This window comes from Brachybacterium sp. YJGR34, assembly GCF_003347015.1.
GTDB lineage: Bacteria > Actinomycetota > Actinomycetes > Actinomycetales > Dermabacteraceae > Brachybacterium.
On sequence record NZ_PNFB01000020.1, the window covers coordinates 56,977 to 73,919 of the forward strand.

14 protein-coding genes are annotated in these 16,943 nt (G+C 71.8%); 10 read left to right on the top strand and 4 right to left on the bottom strand.

Features of this window, described 5'->3' with window-relative positions:
- The first annotated feature begins 87 nt into the window (after positions 1-87).
- Genes CXH06_RS14985 through CXH06_RS14995 form a run of 3 tightly spaced genes read left to right on the top strand, consistent with a single transcriptional unit; the run spans position 88 to position 3,043 of the window.
- Positions 88-1,455 (top strand): sensor histidine kinase, encoded by a 1,368-nt coding sequence (locus CXH06_RS14985; protein WP_114856004.1) that lies wholly within the window; start codon positions 88-90, stop codon positions 1,453-1,455.
- Positions 1,452-2,105: a response regulator transcription factor gene (locus CXH06_RS14990; protein ID WP_114856005.1), complete on the top strand. Its 654-nt coding sequence runs from the start codon at positions 1,452-1,454 to the stop codon at positions 2,103-2,105. The genes CXH06_RS14985 and CXH06_RS14990 overlap by 4 nt, the downstream gene beginning before the upstream one ends.
- Positions 2,105-3,043 (top strand): DUF4097 family beta strand repeat-containing protein, encoded by a 939-nt coding sequence (locus tag CXH06_RS14995; RefSeq protein WP_114856006.1) that lies wholly within the window; start codon positions 2,105-2,107, stop codon positions 3,041-3,043. Before CXH06_RS14990 ends, CXH06_RS14995 begins: the two co-directional genes overlap by 1 nt.
- A gap of 83 nt (positions 3,044-3,126) precedes the next feature.
- Here CXH06_RS14995 and acs read toward each other — a convergent pair whose 3' ends face one another.
- Positions 3,127-5,106: an acetate--CoA ligase gene (gene acs / locus CXH06_RS15000; RefSeq protein WP_114856007.1), complete on the bottom strand. Its 1,980-nt coding sequence runs from the start codon at positions 5,104-5,106 to the stop codon at positions 3,127-3,129.
- A 164-nt stretch (positions 5,107-5,270) separates the two neighbouring features.
- On the opposite strand from acs, the gene CXH06_RS15005 reads away from it, so the two are divergent.
- Both CXH06_RS15005 and CXH06_RS15010 read left to right on the top strand, forming a co-directional pair.
- Positions 5,271-6,377 carry an NADH:flavin oxidoreductase/NADH oxidase gene (locus CXH06_RS15005; protein ID WP_114856008.1) on the top strand — a complete coding sequence of 369 codons (1,107 nt, stop codon included), beginning with the start codon at positions 5,271-5,273 and terminating at the stop codon, positions 6,375-6,377.
- A gap of 6 nt (positions 6,378-6,383) precedes the next feature.
- The gene (locus tag CXH06_RS15010) at positions 6,384-7,490 is read left to right on the top strand and encodes an AMP-binding protein (protein ID WP_114856009.1); all 1,107 of its coding nucleotides are present in this window, start codon (positions 6,384-6,386) and stop codon (positions 7,488-7,490) included.
- On the opposite strand, the gene CXH06_RS15015 is transcribed toward CXH06_RS15010, so the two are convergent.
- Together CXH06_RS15015 and CXH06_RS15020 are read right to left on the bottom strand one after the other, a co-directional pair.
- Positions 7,471-8,865, bottom strand: a complete 1,395-nt coding sequence (locus CXH06_RS15015) for an L-serine ammonia-lyase (protein WP_114856010.1) — start codon at positions 8,863-8,865, stop codon at positions 7,471-7,473. The two genes, CXH06_RS15010 and CXH06_RS15015, sit on opposite strands and share 20 nt — an antisense overlap.
- Positions 8,866-8,921: 56 nt before the next feature.
- Positions 8,922-10,514, bottom strand: a complete 1,593-nt coding sequence (locus tag CXH06_RS15020; RefSeq protein WP_114856011.1) for a DEAD/DEAH box helicase — start codon at positions 10,512-10,514, stop codon at positions 8,922-8,924.
- 68 nt (positions 10,515-10,582) lie between these two features.
- Here CXH06_RS15020 and panD point away from each other — a divergent pair, with 68 nt between their 5' ends.
- Positions 10,583-11,008, top strand: coding sequence for an aspartate 1-decarboxylase (gene panD, locus CXH06_RS15025; protein WP_114856012.1), 426 nt, complete (start codon positions 10,583-10,585; stop codon positions 11,006-11,008).
- A gap of 107 nt (positions 11,009-11,115) precedes the next feature.
- The gene (locus tag CXH06_RS15030) at positions 11,116-12,042 is read left to right on the top strand and encodes an AEC family transporter (protein WP_114856013.1); all 927 of its coding nucleotides are present in this window, start codon (positions 11,116-11,118) and stop codon (positions 12,040-12,042) included.
- A 28-nt stretch (positions 12,043-12,070) separates the two neighbouring features.
- Here CXH06_RS15030 and CXH06_RS15035 read toward each other — a convergent pair whose 3' ends face one another.
- Positions 12,071-13,312 carry an ROK family transcriptional regulator gene (locus CXH06_RS15035; protein ID WP_114856014.1) on the bottom strand — a complete coding sequence of 414 codons (1,242 nt, stop codon included), beginning with the start codon at positions 13,310-13,312 and terminating at the stop codon, positions 12,071-12,073.
- Between the two features lie 188 nt (positions 13,313-13,500).
- Here CXH06_RS15035 and CXH06_RS15040 point away from each other — a divergent pair, with 188 nt between their 5' ends.
- The 3 genes from CXH06_RS15040 to CXH06_RS15050 are packed head-to-tail and all read left to right on the top strand — an operon-like array spanning position 13,501 to position 16,866.
- A complete protein-coding gene (locus tag CXH06_RS15040; RefSeq protein ID WP_114856015.1) occupies positions 13,501-14,526 on the top strand; it encodes a carbohydrate ABC transporter permease in 1,026 nt (341 codons plus the stop codon).
- Positions 14,527-14,548: 22 nt separating this feature from the next.
- Positions 14,549-15,466 (top strand): carbohydrate ABC transporter permease, encoded by a 918-nt coding sequence (locus tag CXH06_RS15045; protein ID WP_232820382.1) that lies wholly within the window; start codon positions 14,549-14,551, stop codon positions 15,464-15,466.
- Positions 15,463-16,866, top strand: a complete 1,404-nt coding sequence (locus CXH06_RS15050; RefSeq protein WP_114856017.1) for an extracellular solute-binding protein — start codon at positions 15,463-15,465, stop codon at positions 16,864-16,866. Before CXH06_RS15045 ends, CXH06_RS15050 begins: the two co-directional genes overlap by 4 nt.
- Positions 16,867-16,943 lie beyond the last annotated feature (77 nt).

The following is a 16,943-nucleotide window of genomic DNA, read 5'->3' on the forward strand; positions in this document are numbered from 1 at the left end:
GCGGCGGTCCGACCGGGGGTTTTCCCCCGCCCGGTCGGAGGGAGGGCACGGTGTGCCGGGGCGGGCCGGCGGCATAGATTCGGTGCCATGAACTCGATCACCGCTGCGCCCCCTCCACGGCGGCGCGCCCGTCTGAACCTCGCGGCGCTGGCCTCCGTGGTCGTCGGCGGGCTGCTCTTCCTCTCCTGGTTCTGGATCAGCGTCGTCCTCGTCCTCACCGGGCTCAGCGCCCTGCCCGCGCTGGGCAGCGGCTTCCTGCTCCTGGTCCCCTGGCTGCTGCTGATGCAGCTGGCCGTGCGGGCGGAGCGACGACGGGCGGTCGCGATCCACGGCCTCGACGTGATCCGTCCCCCTCGCCGCCGGTCCCGCCGCGAGGGCGCCGCCGGCTGGCTGCGGAACCGCTGGTACGAGCTCGGCACCGGCGAGTTCTGGCGCGGAGTGCTCCACCATCACCTGGCCATGCTGGCGGCCGGCGTGTTCTTCCTCGCCGTGCTCGTGCTCGGGTGGATCGGCTGGGTCGGCTGGGAGCTGGCCCTGACCGCCGGTCCGCTGCAGGTCGGCGCCTGGGAGCTCTCGCGCTGGCTGCTCGCCGTGATCTCCACGGCCTGCCTGGTGCTGGCGGTGGTGGTGCTCGCCCTCGGCGCGCTCGTGGACCGCGGCCTGGCGCGGGGCCTGATCTCCGGTTCGGAGGAGGACCTGCGCGAGCAGGTGGCCGAGCTCGCCGAGCGGCGCCAGGGCGCGGTGGACGCGGCCGCGCAGGAACGGCTGCGCATCGAGCGCGACCTCCACGACGGGGTCCAGCCGCGCCTGGTGAACCTCGCGATGACCCTGGGACTGGCCAAGGGCGCCATCCGCAACGACCCGGACCGCGCCGAGCGGCTCGTCGGCGAGGCCCACGTGGAGGCCAAGGCCGTCATGACCGATCTGCGTCAGCTGGCCCGCGGGATCCACCCCGCGGTGCTCACCGATCGCGGACTGGATGCGGCGCTGTCCGCCCTCGCAGCCCGCTCGCGCGTCCCCGTGGAGCTGCAGGTCGCGCTCCGCCCGGAGACCGAGCTGGACCGCGAGCGCGAAGCCGTGGCCTACTTCGTGGTCTCCGAGGCGCTCACCAACATCGCCAAGCACTCCCTGGCGCAGCAGGCGCAGGTCGCGGTCACCGAGGACGAGGCGGCGCTCACCGTGGAGGTCCGCGACGACGGGCGCGGCGGCGCGGCCGTCCATCGCGACGGCGTCTCCACCGGCCTGGCGGGCCTGTCCGACCGGCTCCGCGCCACCGGCGGCCGCCTCGAGGTGACCAGCCCCATCGGCGGCGGCACCGAGCTGGTGGCCGTGATCCCGCTCCCGGGCCGCGCCGGCCCCGGCGAACCCGCCGGCCCCACCGTCCGCGAGCATGACCCGCTCGGCGCCGTCCCTGCCGCTCCGAGCCCCACCACCGACCAGGAGGCCCTCCGATGAGGATCGTGATCGCCGACGACGCCGTGCTGCTCCGCGCCGGTGTGGAGCGCCTGCTCACCGACGCCGGCCACGAGGTGGTCGCCGCGGTGGGCGATGCGAGCGCGCTGCTCAGCGCCATCTCCCACCATGCTCCCGATCTCGCGATCATCGACGTGAGGATGCCCCCGACCTTCACCGACGAGGGGGTGCGCGCGGCGATGCTGGTGCGCCGGCAGGATCCCGAGGTGGCGCTGCTGGTGCTCTCGCAGTACGTCGAGGAGCGCTACGCCTCGGATCTCATCGCCGACTCCCCGCACGGACTGGGGTACGTGCTCAAGGACCGGGTCGCGGACGTCGAGGACTTCCTCGCGGTGGTCGCCGACGTCGGCGAGGGCGGGACCTGGCTCGACCCCGAGGTGGTCCAGCAGATCTTCGTCCGCTCGCGCCGCCGCCGCACCCTCGAGGGGCTCACGCCCCGCGAGCGCGAGGTGCTCTCGCTGATGGCGCAGGGGCGCTCGAACCAGGCCATCGCCGACACCCTGTTCGTCTCCGCCGGCAGCGTGGAGAAGCACATCTCCTCGCTCCTGACCAAGCTCGACCTCCCGCCCGTCGACGGCGAGAACCGGCGCGTCATGGCCGTTCTGCGCTACCTGGAATCCGAGGACCGATGATGAGCACCACGTACCCTTCCCCCACCCCCGACCTGGCGGCGCAGGTCCCCTCGGGGCCGTATCGCGAACCCGCCCGCCGCCTCTCCCCCGATCCCCGCAAGGACGGTCCCTGGCGTGTGGTGGTGATCGTCATCGCGGCGCTCGTGATCGGCACGATGGTGCTCGGCGCCGTCGCGGCCAGCACCGTGCGCTGGCTCGACCACCGCAGCTTCGAGGAGGTGGCCGCCACCACCGAACTCGGTCTCCCGGCCTCGCTGACCCTCACCTCCGGGGCCGCGAACGTGCGGGTGCTGGAGTCCGCCGATGCCGAGCAGGTGACCGTGGCCCTGGTCGAGGAGGGTGCCACGGCCGTGCCGGAGACCGGCACCGAGGTGCGGGCGCGTGTCACCCAGCAGGGCCGTGCCTCCGATCCGGTGCTCGACGTCCGCCAGCCCCGGCACTACACGTCCTTCCCCGGCCAGCTCTCCGCGCGCGACCTCCTGATCCTGGTGCCGAGCGGCCATGAGCTCGCGCTCGATCTCACGACGGAGGTCGGTGACATCCGGGCGGAGGGAACCTTCACCTCGCTCGACATCGGCACGGACGTCGGCTCCGTCCGCCTGACGCCCGTCAGCGCCCCGGAGGGCCTCACCGTCCGCTCGGACGTCGGCCAGATCGAGGTCGAGGTCGAGGATCCCGCTCCCGGGCGGATCGAGGTCACCGGAGCCGTCGGAGACGTCGACCTGCTGCTGCCGGCCGATGCCGGCGGCGAGGTCCTGGCCGCCTCGGACCTCGGCGAGGTCTCCGTCTCCGCGCCGGGCACCGGCCGCTGGGAGGTCGAGGCCACGGCGGAGCTCGGCGATCTGCGGGTCGACCCGAGCCTCACCACGGCCGAGGGCTCGCCGATCGGCACCCTCACCGCGACCTCCGAGGTCGGGAACGTGGTGGTCTCCCGCTGAGCGGCCCGCCACGGCCGCGAGGGCGGGCGCCGGAGTCACCGATCTGGTGACCTCGGCGCCCGCCCTCCTCGATGCGGCGGGGCTCAGCGCCCGCCGGAGAGACCCTGCTGGATGAGATCCATCACCGAGGCGTCGGCGAGGGTCTGGGTGTCGCCCACCGTCCGGTTCTCGGCGACGTCGCGCAGCAGGCGCCGCATGATCTTCCCGGAGCGGGTCTTGGGCAGCTCGGTGACCAGCAGCACCCGCTTCGGCTTCGCGATCGGGCCGATCTCCTTGCCCACATGGGCGCGGAGCAGCTCGGGGACCTTCTCCTCGCCGCCGGCGGCCTCGACCGCCTCCGCGCTGCCCGAGCGCAGGATGACGAAGGCCACGGGAGCCTGGCCGGTGGTCTCGTCGTTCGCTCCGACGACGGCCGCCTCGGCCACCCAGTCGTGGCTGACCAGGGCGGACTCGATCTCCATGGTGGACAGGCGGTGCCCGGAGACGTTCATGACGTCGTCCACACGGCCCAGCAGCCAGATGTCGCCGTCCTCGTCGCGCTTGGCGCCGTCCCCGGCGAAGTAGTAGCCCGGGAAGCGGGACCAGTAGGTCTCCTTGAAGCGCTCCGGATCGCCCCAGATGCCGCGCAGCATCGAGGGCCACGGCTTGTCGAGCACCAGGTAGCCGCCCTGGCCGTCGGGGACCGACTCACCGGCGTCGTTGATGACGTCGGCGCTGATCCCGGGGAGGGGGACCTGGGCGGAGCCGGGCTTGGTCTCGGTGACGCCGGGCAGGGGCGAGATCATGATCGCCCCGGTCTCCGTCTGCCACCAGGTGTCCACGATCGGGCACCGGTCCCCGCCGATGACGCGGCGGTACCACATCCACGCCTCGGGGTTGATGGCCTCGCCCACGCTGCCCAGCAGCTGGAGGGACGAGAGGTCGTACTTCCCCGGGATCTCCTCGCCCCACTTCATCGCGGTGCGGATCGCGGTGGGCGAGGAGTAGAACTTGGTGACCTTGTGCTTCTCGACGATCTCCCACCAGCGGCCCTGGTGCGGGGTGTCCGGCGTGCCCTCGTAGATCACCTGCGTGGTGCGGTTGGCCATCGGCCCGTAGACCACGTAGGTGTGCCCGGTGACCCAGCCGACGTCCGCGGTGCACCAGTAGACGTCGGTGGACGGCTTGAGGTCGAAGACGTTGCGGTGGGTGTACGCCGCCTGGGTGAGGTACCCGCCGGTGGTGTGGACGATGCCCTTGGGCTTCCCGGTGGTGCCGGAGGTGTAGAGGATGAACAGCGGGTGCTCCGCCTCGACGGCGACGGGAGCGTGCTCGCTCGAGGCGCTCTCGCGCGCCTCGTGCCACCACACGTCGCGACCCTCGGTCCACTCCACGTCCCCGCCGGTGCGGCGCACCACGAGGACCTTCTCCACCGAGTCGCCGCCCCCGGCGAGCGCCTCGTCGACCGCGGGCTTGAGCGGCAGCTGCTTGCCGCGGCGGTTCTGGCCGTCGGCCGTGATCACCACGCGGGCCTCGGCGTCCTCGATGCGCGAGCGCAGCGCCTCGGCGCTGAACCCTCCGAAGACCACCGAGTGGGGCGCGCCCAGGCGAGCGCAGGCGAGCATCGCGAAGACCGCCTCGGGGACCATCGGCAGGTAGATCGCGACCCGGTCGCCGGTGCGGACGCCGAGGTCGGAGAGCACATTGGCCATCCGCGAGATCTCGTCCTTGACGTCGGCATAGGTGTAGGCGGCATCGCTGCCGTCCTCGTACTCGGCGAGCAGCGCGACCTGGTCGCCGTGGCCGGACTCCACGTGGCGGTCCACGCAGTTGTACGCGACGTTCAGCGTGCCGTCGGCGAACCAGCGGGCGAAGGGCGGGTTGGACCAGTCGAGGGTCTCGGTGAACGGGGTCTCCCAGCTGAGGAGGCTGGCGCGCGAACGCCAGAAGGCGAGCTGGTCGCGCTCGGCCTCGCCATAGAGGGAGGGGCGGGCCACCGCGTTCTGGACGAACTCGGTGGGAGGGGAGAACGTGCGGGTCTCCTGGGAGAGGTTCTCGATCCCGGTGACGGCGTCGTCGGACATCAGCACTCCTGCTTCACGGGCCCCGGGAGCCGGGGCGGATGGACGCGATCACCGTATCGCAGGAGACTCAGGTCACGGGCATCGGGACGAGGTGCCCGGGACCTCGCCGACGGCCGATGAACGGACGACGCACCGACGCGCCTAGGCGACTACCGTGGGGAAACATGGCCCCCGCTCCCACGGTCACCCCGCCGGCCCTCCTCGCCCCGGCTCGCCTGCGCGAGCTCGAGCTGCGCAACCGGATCTGGCTGGCCCCCATGTGCCAGTACATGGTCGAGGCGCGCGACGGGGTGCCCACCGACTGGCACCTGGTCCATCTGGGAGCCCGCGCGACCGGCGGCTTCGGACTGCTGATCACCGAGGCCACCGCCGTCTCCCCCGAGGGCCGCATCAGCCCGCAGGACACCGGCATCTGGTCCGAGGAGCAGGTCGCCGCCTGGTCGCGCATCACCAGCTTCTGCCGCGACCAGGGGGCGCGGATCGCGGTCCAGCTCGCCCACGCCGGCCGCAAGGCCTCGACCTGGCCCGCCCTGCCCGCCTTCCGCGGCCGTCGCGGCTCGGTCCCGGAGCTCGCCTCCGGATGGCGCGCGCTCGGACCGACCGCGGATCCCTTCCCCGGCCTCGACGCCCCGGACGCGATGGAGCACGAGGACATCGCCCAGGTGGTGGAGGACTTCGCGGACGGCGCCCGCCGCGCCGAGCGCGCCGGCTTCGACGCCGTCGAGCTCCACTTCGCCCACGGCTACCTGGTCCATGAGTTCCTCTCCCCGCTGGTGAACACCCGCCGCGACGAGTACGGCGGCGACGGGCCGGGGCGCCGGCGCCTCGCCCTCGAGATCGTGCGCGCCGTGCGCGCCGCGTGGCCCGAGCACAAGCCGCTGGTCGTGCGGCTCAGCGCGACGGACTGGATCGACGGCGGCTGGGACATCACCCAGTCCGTCGAGCTCGCCCGTGACCTCGAGGAGGCCGGCGTGGACGCCCTGCACGTCTCCACCGGCGGCGCGGTCGCGGCGGACATCGCCGTCGGCCCCGAGTACCAGGTGGGCTTCGCCCGCACCCTGCGGGAGGCGGTGTCCCTGCCGGTGGCCGCCGTGGGGCTGATCACCGAGCCGGCCGCCGCCCAGGACGTGCTCGAGCGCGGGGACGCGGACTTCGTGGCCGTGGGCCGGGCCGGGCTGCGGGAACCGGGCTGGCCCCAGCGCGCCGCCCACGAGCTCGGCGTGCGCGATCCGGCGCTGTACCCCGGGGCGTACCGTCGCGGGTCCTGGTGACCGGCCATGAGGATCCTCCACGCCTCCACCGCCCTGCGGGCCCGGGCCGCGCTGCGACCGCGCTCCGAGCTGCTCGTGGATCGCCACGGCACGCTCACCGCCGGTGACCTCCTGGACCAGGTCTCGCTGCTGCGCCGACGCTCCCGGCGGCTGACCGGCCCGCCGCGTCTGGGAATGCTGCCCGCGACCGCTCCCCTGCGCGAGGTGCTGCTCACGGTGCTCGCGGGAGACGGCATGCTCGAGATGCGCTCCAGCGGGACCGGCGGCCGGCCGCGTCTCCAGCGCCGCGGCCCGCTGACCGGCGCCCAGGTCCGACACCTCGCCGACCTCGGGCGCCGCATCGGCCTGCGCCGGGGCCGACGGATCGCGAGCGCCGCCCCCGGGGTGCACGGCCACGGGCTGCTGGTCGCGCTCGGGGCCGTCGCCGTCGGCGCCCCGCTGGTGGACCTCTCCCACCTCCCCGCCGCCGAGCGCATCTCCCTGCTCCACGCCACCTCGCCCGCGCTGCTCACCGGGGTCCCCGTGCATCTGGCGGACCTGCTCCGGGCCCAGCAGGAGCTCGGCGAGAGCCGCGACCTGTCCCTGGACCGCGTCATCTCCGGCTCCGACGAGCTCTCCCCCGCGCTCCGCGCGGACCTCTCCCGGGAGTTCCGAGCCCAGGTCCACGACGTCTACGGCACCACGGAGACCGGCGTGCTCGCCGTCGACGGTCGACCGCTGCGGGGCGTGCACCTGCGGGCGGTCGATGGCCGGCTGCACGCCCGATCTCCCTTCACCGGGGGCCGCGAGCTCGTGACCGACCGCGGCGAGGTCGCTGCGGACGGCACGGTCCACGTCACCGGGCGGGCCGAGGTGCCCTCGTCGCTCGGCGGCCTGCTGCACGATCCGGCCGAGGTGCGCCAGCTGCTGCTCGAGCAGCCGGGCGTGCTGGCCGTGCGGCTGCGGCCCGTGCCCGATGCCCGCGCCGGCGTGCGCACGCTCGCCGAGGTGCTGGTCGACGGGAGCACGGACCGACCACGCCCCGGGGAGGACGAGATCCGGGCGCTCGTGCGCGACCGTCTCAGCGCGGCGGCGATGCCGCGGGAGGTGCGGATCAGCAGTCCGGGACGCTGACCGGGACCGCGGTGAGGGCGAGCCCTCCCCGCGCGGTCTCCTTGTACCGCTCGTTCATGTCCCGGCCCGTCTGGCGCATGGTCTCGATCACGGTGTCCAGGGAGATGAGGTGCTCCCCCGTGCCGCGCAGCGCGAAGCGCGCGGCGGTGATCGCCTTCACCGCCGCCATCGCATTGCGCTCGATGCAGGGGACCTGCACCAGCCCGCCCACGGGATCGCAGGTCAGACCCAGGTTGTGCTCCATCGCGATCTCCGCCGCGTTCTCGACCTGGGCCGGTTTGCCGCCCATCGCCTCGCACAGGGCGGCCGCGGCCATCGAGCAGGCCGATCCCACCTCGCCCTGGCAGCCCACCTCGGCCCCGGAGATCGAGGCGTGCTCCTTGTAGAGGGAGCCGATCGCCCCGGCAGTGAGCAGGAAGCGCACCGCGATCTCGTCGGGGTCCACGCCCTCGATGTAGGTCGTGGCGAAGAACAACACGGCGGGGATGATCCCGGCGGCGCCGTTGGTGGGTGCCGTCACGACGCGCCCGCCGGCGGCGTTCTCCTCGTTGACCGCCAGCGCCGCGAGCGAGACCCATTCGACGGCGTTCATCGGCAGGCGCACGGGATCCTCCGCCTGCAGCGCCTCGTACCAGGACGCGGCGCGGCGCGGCACCTCGAGCCCGCCGGGAAGAGTGCCGGTGGTGCGGATGCCGCGCTCGATGCACTCGTGCATCGCGCGCCAGACCCTCAGCAGCCCCGTGCGGATCTCCTCGTCGCCGCGCCACTGCCGCTCCCGCTGCAGCATCGCCTCGGAGATCGAGATCCCGCCGTCCGCGCACACCTGCAGCAGCTCCGCCCCGGTGGTGAAGATCGCACTCCCCTCCCCCTCGGCCGCGACCTCCGCGAGCGGGCGGTCCATGTCCTCCGCGTCGACCACGAAGCCGCCGCCCACGGAGAACAGGGGACGGCGCACCAGCTCCTCGCCCGCGGCGTCCAGGGCGACGAAGGTCATCCCGTTGGGGTGCTGGGGCAGGACGGTCAGGGGGTGGAGCCGGATGGTGGAGGGCCGCAGGCCCACCGGGCGGGTGCCGTCCAGCAGCAGCCCGCCCTCGGCCTCGATCCGCGCCACCCGCTCGCGACCCGCGACCGGGTCGACGGTCTCGGGATCGGCGCCCTCGAGACCCATCACCACGGCGTCCAGGGTCCCGTGCCCCGCGCCAGTCGCGGCGAGCGAGCCGTACAGGTGCACGGCGACATCGGCGACCTGCCCGGCCACCCGGTCGTCGCGGAGCACGTCATGGGCGAAGACGGCCGCGGCGCGCATCGGGCCCACGGTGTGCGAGCTCGACGGCCCGATCCCGATCGAGAACAGGTCGAAGGTGCTGATGCTCATCCGGGGTCCCTCCCTCGCTCAGCGTCCGGCGGCGTTCCGGTCGGAGCGCGCCGTGCTCATCGTCCGCCGCGCCGGCGCGGCGCGCCGGAGGAGCCGCGCCCCGAGCCCTTCGGCGTCCCGGAGCCCTTGCCGGTCGGCTTCCCGGAGCCCTTGCCGACCGCCTTGCCACCGGCCCTGCCCGTCGGCTTCCCGGAGCCCTTGCCGCCGCTCGTGCGCGCAGGCTTGCCGGAGCCCGTGCCCGCCGGCCTGCCGGCGCCTCCCCGCGCGGCGCCGCCTCGCCCGCCGCGCCGACCGCCGCCGCGGGCCGGCGGCTCCTCCTCCCAGGAGGCGCGGCGCTCTTCGTTGGCGCGCCGCTCCTCGGCCCGACGGGAGTCGGCCCCGCGGGTGCGCTGGATGTCGAGCTTGCGCGGCGCGCCCTTGTACTTCACGAGCGCCGGGTCCTCGGCGGGCTCGCCGGAGGGAGTGCGGCCGCCCAGCGGGGTCAGCGCGGGATCGTCGGCGGACTCCACGTCATCGGACCAGGTGGGCTCCACCTCGGCCTCGGCGAGGATCCGGCGGGTCCGCGAGATCTGGTGCGGGAGGGCGAGCGTGACCACGGTGCCGGCTGCCCCCGCCCGGGCGGTGCGGCCCGAGCGGTGCACGTACTCCTTGACGTCGTCGGAGGGATCGACGTGGACCACCATCGTCACGTCGTCGATGTGGAGCCCCCGCGCCGCGACGTCCGTCGCCACCAGCACCGGATAGGCGCCCTCACGGAATCCGGCCAGCACGTTGGTGCGCAGCCCTTGCTGCTTGTTGCCGTGCAGCGCCGCGGCGCGCACGCCGACCTCCACGAGCTCCTGCGCCACCCGCTCGGCGCCGAGCTGGGTGCGGGTGAACATCAGCGTGCGGCCCTTCCGTGCCCCGAGCTGGGCGGTCACCGCGCGCTTGGCGGAGGGGGCGATGGCCAGGACGTGGTGGTCCATGGTGGTCACCGCGGCGGAGACCGGCGTGGTCTCGTGCTCGACGGGATCGACGAGGAAGGAGTCCACGATCTCCTCGACCTGCCCGTCCAGCGTCGCCGAGAAGAGCATCTTCTGGGTGCCCATCGGGATCGCGGCGAGGATGTCGTGCACGTCGGGGAGGAAACCGAGGTCGGCCATGTGGTCGGCCTCGTCGATCACCGTGGTCTCGACCAGGTCCAGCTGCAGGGCTCCGCGCTCGGCGAGGTCGATCAGCCGTCCCGGCGTGGCCACGACGATGCCGACCCCGCGGGCGACGGCGTCCGCCTGCTTCTCGATGTTCATCCCGCCCGCGACCAGCTGGGCGGTGAGCCCGACGGCGCGGGCGAAGGGATGGATGGTGTCGACGACCTGCACCGCGAGCTCGCGGGTGGGCACCAGGACCACGCCGAGAGGACGCTTGCGGTGCACCTTGCGGCCGCGGAAGCGCGCGGTCATCGCGAGGGTGAAGGCGAGGGTCTTGCCGGAGCCGGTCTCCGCCCGGGCGAGGACGTCCCGCCCGGCCAGGGCATCGGGGAGGATCGCGGCCTGGATCTCGAAGGCGCGCTCGAGCCCCTGATCGGCGAGGACGCCGAGCAGTTCATCGGGCAGCGCCATCTCCTCGAACCGCTCCGAGCGGTGGGCGGAGCGGCGACGGGCCTTGGGCATGGTGATCCTCCTGACGACGCGGACACTCCCATCATCCAGCATGCCCCGTCCGTGGGATAATGGAGGCGATGTTGCGCACTCTCATGACCTCGAAGATCCACCGGGCCACGGTGACGCAGGCGGACCTGCACTACGTCGGCTCGGTGACGATCGACCCCGACCTCACGGAGGCCGCGGGTCTGGTCGAGCACGAGCAGGTCTCGATCGTGGACATCACCAATGGTCATCGCCTGGTCACCTACGTCATCGAGGGTGAGCGCGGCAGCGGCGTCGTGGGCATCAACGGCGCGGCGGCGCACCTCATGGGCCCCGGCGACCTGGTGATCATCATGGCCTACGGCCAGATGGACGAGAGCGAGACCTCCACCCATCGCCCGCGGGTGGTGCACGTCGACGAGGACAATCGCATCGTCGCCCTCGGGGACGACGGCGCCCAGCCGGTCCCCGGGATGGACGACCAGATCGACGGCCGCGCCTCCCTCGGCCTGCGCTGAGAGCCGCGGCCTCACCTCGGCCGTCCGACGAGCGGACCGGCGGTGCCTCCCCCGACTCGCCGCTCTAGGATCGTCGGCGTGACTCCGCACCAGCCCCTCCCCCTCCTGTGAGCGGGGTCCTGACCGGATTCTTCATCGTCTGGTCGATGATCTTCGTGGGCTGGGTGGTGGGCCGCACCGGCGTGCTCGGCCCGCACGGCCGCTACGTGCTGAACCGGACCACCTTCTTCATCGCCTCCCCCGCCCTGGTCCTCGTGGGGCTCCTGGAATCCGACGTGCGCGAGGTGCTCTCGGTGCCGATGGCGGTCGCCGGGATCTCGGGGCTGACCACGGGAGCCCTCCTGATCATCGGGGTGAGACTGTTCACGGCCCGCCGCGGCGCGGACCTCGTGGTCACCGCGATCAGCGGTTCCGTGGTCAACGGCGCCAACATGGGCTTCCCGATCGCCCTCTACGTGCTGGGCGACATCTCCCACGCCCTGCCGGTGATCCTGTTCCAGCAGGCGATCTACACCCCGCTGTACCTGTTCGTGCTGCACCAGGCGACCGAGAAGGACTCCACGGGCGCGGCCGGCGTCCTGCGCAGCATCATCGCGAACCCGACGATCGTCGCCTCCGCGATCGGCCTCGCGCTGGTGCTGATCGGCGTGCAGATCCCCGCGGTGGCCCTCGAGCCGGTGCAGTCGCTCGCGAACATGGCGATCCCCGCGATGCTGCTGGCCTACGGGCTGAGCCTGTACGGCTCGAGGCCGCTCGCGAAGGAGGACGGCTACCGCGGGCTGATCGCCGTCGCCTCGATCTCGAAGCTCGTGGTGATGCCCGCGATCGCCTTCGGGGTCGCCCTGCTCTTCGGACTGTCGGGGGCCTCGCTGTACGAGGTGGTCGTGATGGCCGCCCTGCCCACCGCGCAGAACGTGTACGTGGCGGCGGCACGGTACCGCGCCTCCGAGAACCTCGCCCGGGACACGGTGCTCATCACGACCATCGGGACCGTGCTGGTCCTGCTGCTCCTCTCCGGCCTGCTCGGGGTCTGAGCTCCCCACCGCGTCGCCCGCGGCGCCGCTAGGACCTCGGCGCCGTCCCGTTCCACGGGGCGAGCTCCTGCTCGAGGAAGAGGCTGGCCGCGCCGATGGCACCGGCGTCATCGCCCAGGTGCGCGGATTCCAGCACGCTCCCGGTCGCCGTGAGCCACTCCTGCAGCACCTCACGGGCTCGGGGCTCGCCCTCGGCGCGCAGCGCGGGCCAGGTGGGCCCCCCGATGATGATCCGCTGCGGGTCGTGCACCCCGGCGAGGATGCGCAGGGCCTCACCGAGCGCGGCGCCGTGCTCGCCGATGATCCGGCGCGCCGCCGCCTCGCCCGAGGCCGCCGCGGCGGCCAGCGCCTCGATCTCCTCGGCCCTGTCCGCGGGCGCGGGCAGATCGATCCCGGCCCGACGGGCGGCCGCGACCAGCACGTGCGCATCGGTGTACAGGCACAGGCAGCCGTGCCGCCCGCAGGTGCAGGCCCGATCCGGCCGGCCGATCGGCAGGTGCCCGATCTCGCCGGCCTGGGTGGTGTCGCCGCGATGGACGCGCCCCTCCTTGCCGGCGGCCGATCCCACCCCGTGCCCGACGTACAGGTACAGTACCGTCTGCGCGGAGGTCAGGTGGCGGGTCCAGATCTCGCCGGTCAGCGCGGCATTGGTGTCCTTGTCCAGCGTGGCGGGCAGCCCGGTGGCCGCGCTCAGGGCACCCACCACGGGCACGCCCCACCAGCCCGGGAGCCACGGCGGATCGCGCAGGATGCCCGCCTCGGCGTCGAGGCCCGCGGGCGCGGCGATCCCGATACCCAGCAGGCGGCGGGGCACGGGCGGGCACTGCGGATCGTCCGCGGCATCGGGCGCGGGGAGCACCGCGCCCAGGGAGCGGCTGAGGTCGGAGATGGCCGCGGCGACCCGCGCGATGTCCGCCTCGGGGTCCTCGGTGGGCGGGGCGAGACGGGTGCGCGCCACGGGGCGGGCGGAGAGGTCGCAGACCACCACGGTGATGTGCGCCGGATCGAGGTGGACGCCCACCGCGAGCCGGGCATCGGGCACCACCCGCAGCAGCGTGTGCGGCTTGCCGGGGCCGGAGATCCGCCGCCCCGCCTGCTCGACGAGCCCGTCGGCGATCAGGCGGCGGGTGATCATCGAGATCGCCTGGCGCGAGAGGTGGCTGCGCCGCATCACCTCCGCCTGCCCGATCCCGTCGCCGGCGCTGCGGATCACCTGCAGCACGAGCTTCTCGTTGAACGCGCCGACGTCGGTCATCGAAGAGCCGCGCACGGATCCTCCTCCTTCACCGCTGACCTGCCGGCTCACGCGGTCTATTGCATTAGTCCATCGGTGTGAGTAACCTACCTCACGCGGAACGACGTGACGTGGATCTCTCCGATCTCCCACGTGAGCACCGACGCTCGATGTTCCTGCCGATGCCCACCAAGGACGGTGCGGCACGTCCCGAAAGGAGAGCGATGAGCGCGAGCGATGCCGTCGCGGCGGGCCCCGCGGGAACCGGTGTCACCGGTTCCCCCCTGGCCGCCGACACCACGCCGCGGAGCGGGCCCCGGGCCCAGCACGGCGACAGAGGCGGAGGAACCGGGAAGCGGAAGCTCACCGGGCGCGAGAAGCGCAACCTCAAGATGGGCCTGCTGTTCATCTCGCCGTGGATCATCGGGGTCGCCGTCTTCGTGATCTACCCGCTGATCTACTCCTTCGTGATCAGCCTGACCCAGTACTCCGGCATGCAGTCTCCGACCTTCATCGGGTTCCAGAACTACGTCTCGGCCGTCGCCGATCCCCTGCTGCGGACCTCCGTCGGCAACACCGTCTACTACATGGCGCTGGCGGTCCCGATCGGACTGGTCGTGGCGCTGCTGCTGGCCATGGCGATGAACCGCAACGTCCGCGAGGTCGCGGTGTACCGCACGCTGCTGTACATGCCCTCGCTGATCCCGATGTTCGCGATGTCGTTCATCTTCATCGTGTTCGTGAACCCGCAGTTCGGCATCGTGAACCAGTTCCTGGGTCTGTTCGGCATGCCGGACACGAACCTGCTGGGCGAGCCGAGCACGGCGAAGCTGGTCATGATCCTCATGGCGCAGCTGGGCGCCGGCAACGCGGCGCTGATCTACCTGGCGGGACTGCGGAACATTCCCGAGACCCTCTACGAGGCCGCCCGCATCGACGGCGCCGGGAAGATCCGCCAGTTCATCGCGATCACCCTCCCCCTGCTGACCCCGACGATCCTGTTCAACCTGATCACCGGTGTCTCCGGCGCGATGATGGTCTTCACCGAGGCCTTCATCATGACCGACGGCGGACCGGACAACGCGACGTTGTTCTACATGCTGTACCTGTACCGGAACGCCTTCTCCTACGGGCAGCTCGGGTTCGCCTCCGCCCTGGCCGTGATGCTCTTCCTGTTCGGCATGCTGCTGGCCGGACTCATCTACTGGCTGTCCCGCCGGTTCGTGAACTACGACGTCTCGGCCGGCTGAGGACCAGGAGAACACCATGTCAATGACCAGTGTGCGAACCGGGGCGAAGTCCCTCGGCGACACCACCAAGCTCAAGGCCCGCTCGAACTACGGGCGCAATCCGGACGGCTCACGGCAGAGCCCCGCCAGCGCGTGGATCTCACGCCTGGTGATGCTGCTCGTGCTCGCGCTCTTCTCGCTCCCCCTGTACTGGATGATCATCTCGGCGCTCAAATCGCCCGAGGAGCTCGCCCAGTTCCCGCCGACCCTCTTCCCCACCGAGCTGCACTGGGAGAACTTCCGCGACGCCGTCACGGTGATGCCGTTCTGGACGTTCTTCCGCAACAGCGCGATCATCACGATCAGCGTCGTCGTGTTCAGCGTGATCTCGAACTTCGTCGTCGCCTACGGGTTCGCCTGCATCGACTGGCCCGGTCGCAACAAAGTCTTCTTCATCGTGCTGGCCACGCTGTTCCTCCCGTTCCCGGTGACCCTGATCCCCATGTTCGACATGTGGGCGGGCCTCGGCTTCGTGAACACCTGGGTGCCGCTGATCGCTCCGGCGCTCTTCGCCGGCGGGTTCTTCACCTTCCTCCTGCGGCAGTTCCTGCTGCAGGTGCCGCGGGACATGCTCGATGCCGCCCGCGTCGACGGCGCGAGCGAATGGTCGATCGCCTGGCGGATCGTGTTCCCCACGGCGCGTCCGGCCGTCACGGTGATCGCGATCTTCGCCGCGGTGGGGACCTGGAACGACTTCATGGGCCCGCTGATCTACCTGCAGGACGAGGAGAAGCAGACGCTCTCCATCGGTATGGAGGTGTTCCGCTCCGTGAACTCCCAGGACATCCAGTTCAACCTGCTGATGGCCGCATCGTTCCTGGTTCTCCTGCCGCTGGTGATCCTGTTCTTCATCTTCCAGCGCTACTTCATCAGCGGCATCACCCTCGGAGGTTTCAAGTGATCGATCGTCGAACCCTGCTCCGCGCCCTCGGCGCGGGGGCCAGCGTCACCATCGCCGGCGGCTCGATCGTCGGCTGCACGAGCCGGCCTGTCGGCGAGCAGCGGGATCCGGACACCGTCCGCGTCTGGGGCATCTGGGCCTCGGACGCCCCGAAGGAGGCGGAGGTCGTCGAGGCGTTCTCCGAGCAGAACCCCGATGTGAAGATCGAGGTCGCCCGGGTCCCCACCAACGGCCAGGGCGACGCCTCGAGCGTCATCACGGCGGTGCGTGGACGCACCGGCCCGGACGTCTATTTCATGGACCGCTTCAACGGGGCCCAGTTCGCCTCGCTGGGCCTTCTGGAACCGATCGACTCCCTCATCGAGGAGTACGAGGGGGTCAGCGTCGAGGAGTACATGGCGGGCTGGGTCAAGTTCGCCACCGACGAGCTGTTCTACGACGGGCAGTACTACGGCCTGCCGATGGACACCGACACCCGCGGCATGTACGTGAACATGGACCTCGCCGACGAGGCCGGGATCGACAAGGCGCTGCTGGATCCGAACAACGGGCCGATGTCCTACGACCAGCTGTGGGAGATCAACGACCAGTTCAACGTCCAGGACGAGCGCGGCACCTACGAGCGCGTGACCTGGATCCCGTGGGACGACCAGGCCTCGCTGCTGATGTGGGCGATGGCCAATGGCGCCCCGATGTTCGACAACGACACCTGTCACATGCTCCTCGACGAGCCGGAGATGCTGGCCGTCGCGCAGATGTACGGCGACTGGGTCGAGCGTCTGAACTTTCCCCGTCTGGATGCCTTCAAGGCGACCTATCAGCCGCCGAACGCCCCGCCCACCCAGACCTCGTTCTTCTCCGACCGGCAGCTGTTCCAGATCACCGGGCCCTGGGGCATCCAGGGCCAGGCGGACTACAAGCCGGAGATGAACTATGCCGTCACGCATCTTCCGGTGCCCAACGAGGGCGACGACCCGTTCACCTGGGCCGGTGGTTTCGCTCTCGCGATGCCCAAGGGCGCGAGCATGTCCAAGGCGGCGTGGGACTTCATGAAGTTCTACGCCGGCTACGAGGGGCAGAAGATCCTCATGCCCCAGATCAGCCGCATCCCCACGAACATCGAGACGGTGAAGGATCCCGAGGGCTGGAACCAGGACATCTCGTTCTTCGTCGAGCTGATGGGCGTGGCCCAGTCGCGACCGCCGCTCCCCGTGGGCACGAAGCTCTGGGACGCGATGTTCACGATGCAGGGGAGTCTCAACGCGCAGTCGGACACTCCGGAGAACCTCGTCAAGGAGGCTCAGATGTACGTGGATCCGACGATGCAGCAGTTCTGCCCGGTGAGGCTGCCCGAGGGCTTCGGGGAGCCGGACCCCAACTTCGACCTCCCTGACGCCTGAGGGCCCGAACCCCTGGGAGGCAGTCTCCCGGCATCACCTCGTAGCGCGCCCCCGGCACGACCCCGAACGGGTCGTGC

Coding starts and splice junctions, on each gene's coding strand:
- CXH06_RS14985 (WP_114856004.1), top strand. CDS start 88: ATGAACTCGATCACCGCTGCGCCCCCTCCACGGCGGCGCGCCCGTCTG.
- CXH06_RS14990 (WP_114856005.1), top strand. CDS start 1,452: ATGAGGATCGTGATCGCCGACGACGCCGTGCTGCTCCGCGCCGGTGTG.
- CXH06_RS14995 (WP_114856006.1), top strand. CDS start 2,105: ATGAGCACCACGTACCCTTCCCCCACCCCCGACCTGGCGGCGCAGGTC.
- acs (WP_114856007.1), bottom strand. CDS start 5,106: ATGTCCGACGACGCCGTCACCGGGATCGAGAACCTCTCCCAGGAGACC.
- CXH06_RS15005 (WP_114856008.1), top strand. CDS start 5,271: ATGGCCCCCGCTCCCACGGTCACCCCGCCGGCCCTCCTCGCCCCGGCT.
- CXH06_RS15010 (WP_114856009.1), top strand. CDS start 6,384: ATGAGGATCCTCCACGCCTCCACCGCCCTGCGGGCCCGGGCCGCGCTG.
- CXH06_RS15015 (WP_114856010.1), bottom strand. CDS start 8,865: ATGAGCATCAGCACCTTCGACCTGTTCTCGATCGGGATCGGGCCGTCG.
- CXH06_RS15020 (WP_114856011.1), bottom strand. CDS start 10,514: ATGCCCAAGGCCCGTCGCCGCTCCGCCCACCGCTCGGAGCGGTTCGAG.
- panD (WP_114856012.1), top strand. CDS start 10,583: ATGTTGCGCACTCTCATGACCTCGAAGATCCACCGGGCCACGGTGACG.
- CXH06_RS15040 (WP_114856015.1), top strand. CDS start 13,501: ATGAGCGCGAGCGATGCCGTCGCGGCGGGCCCCGCGGGAACCGGTGTC.
- CXH06_RS15045 (WP_232820382.1), top strand. CDS start 14,549: ATGACCAGTGTGCGAACCGGGGCGAAGTCCCTCGGCGACACCACCAAG.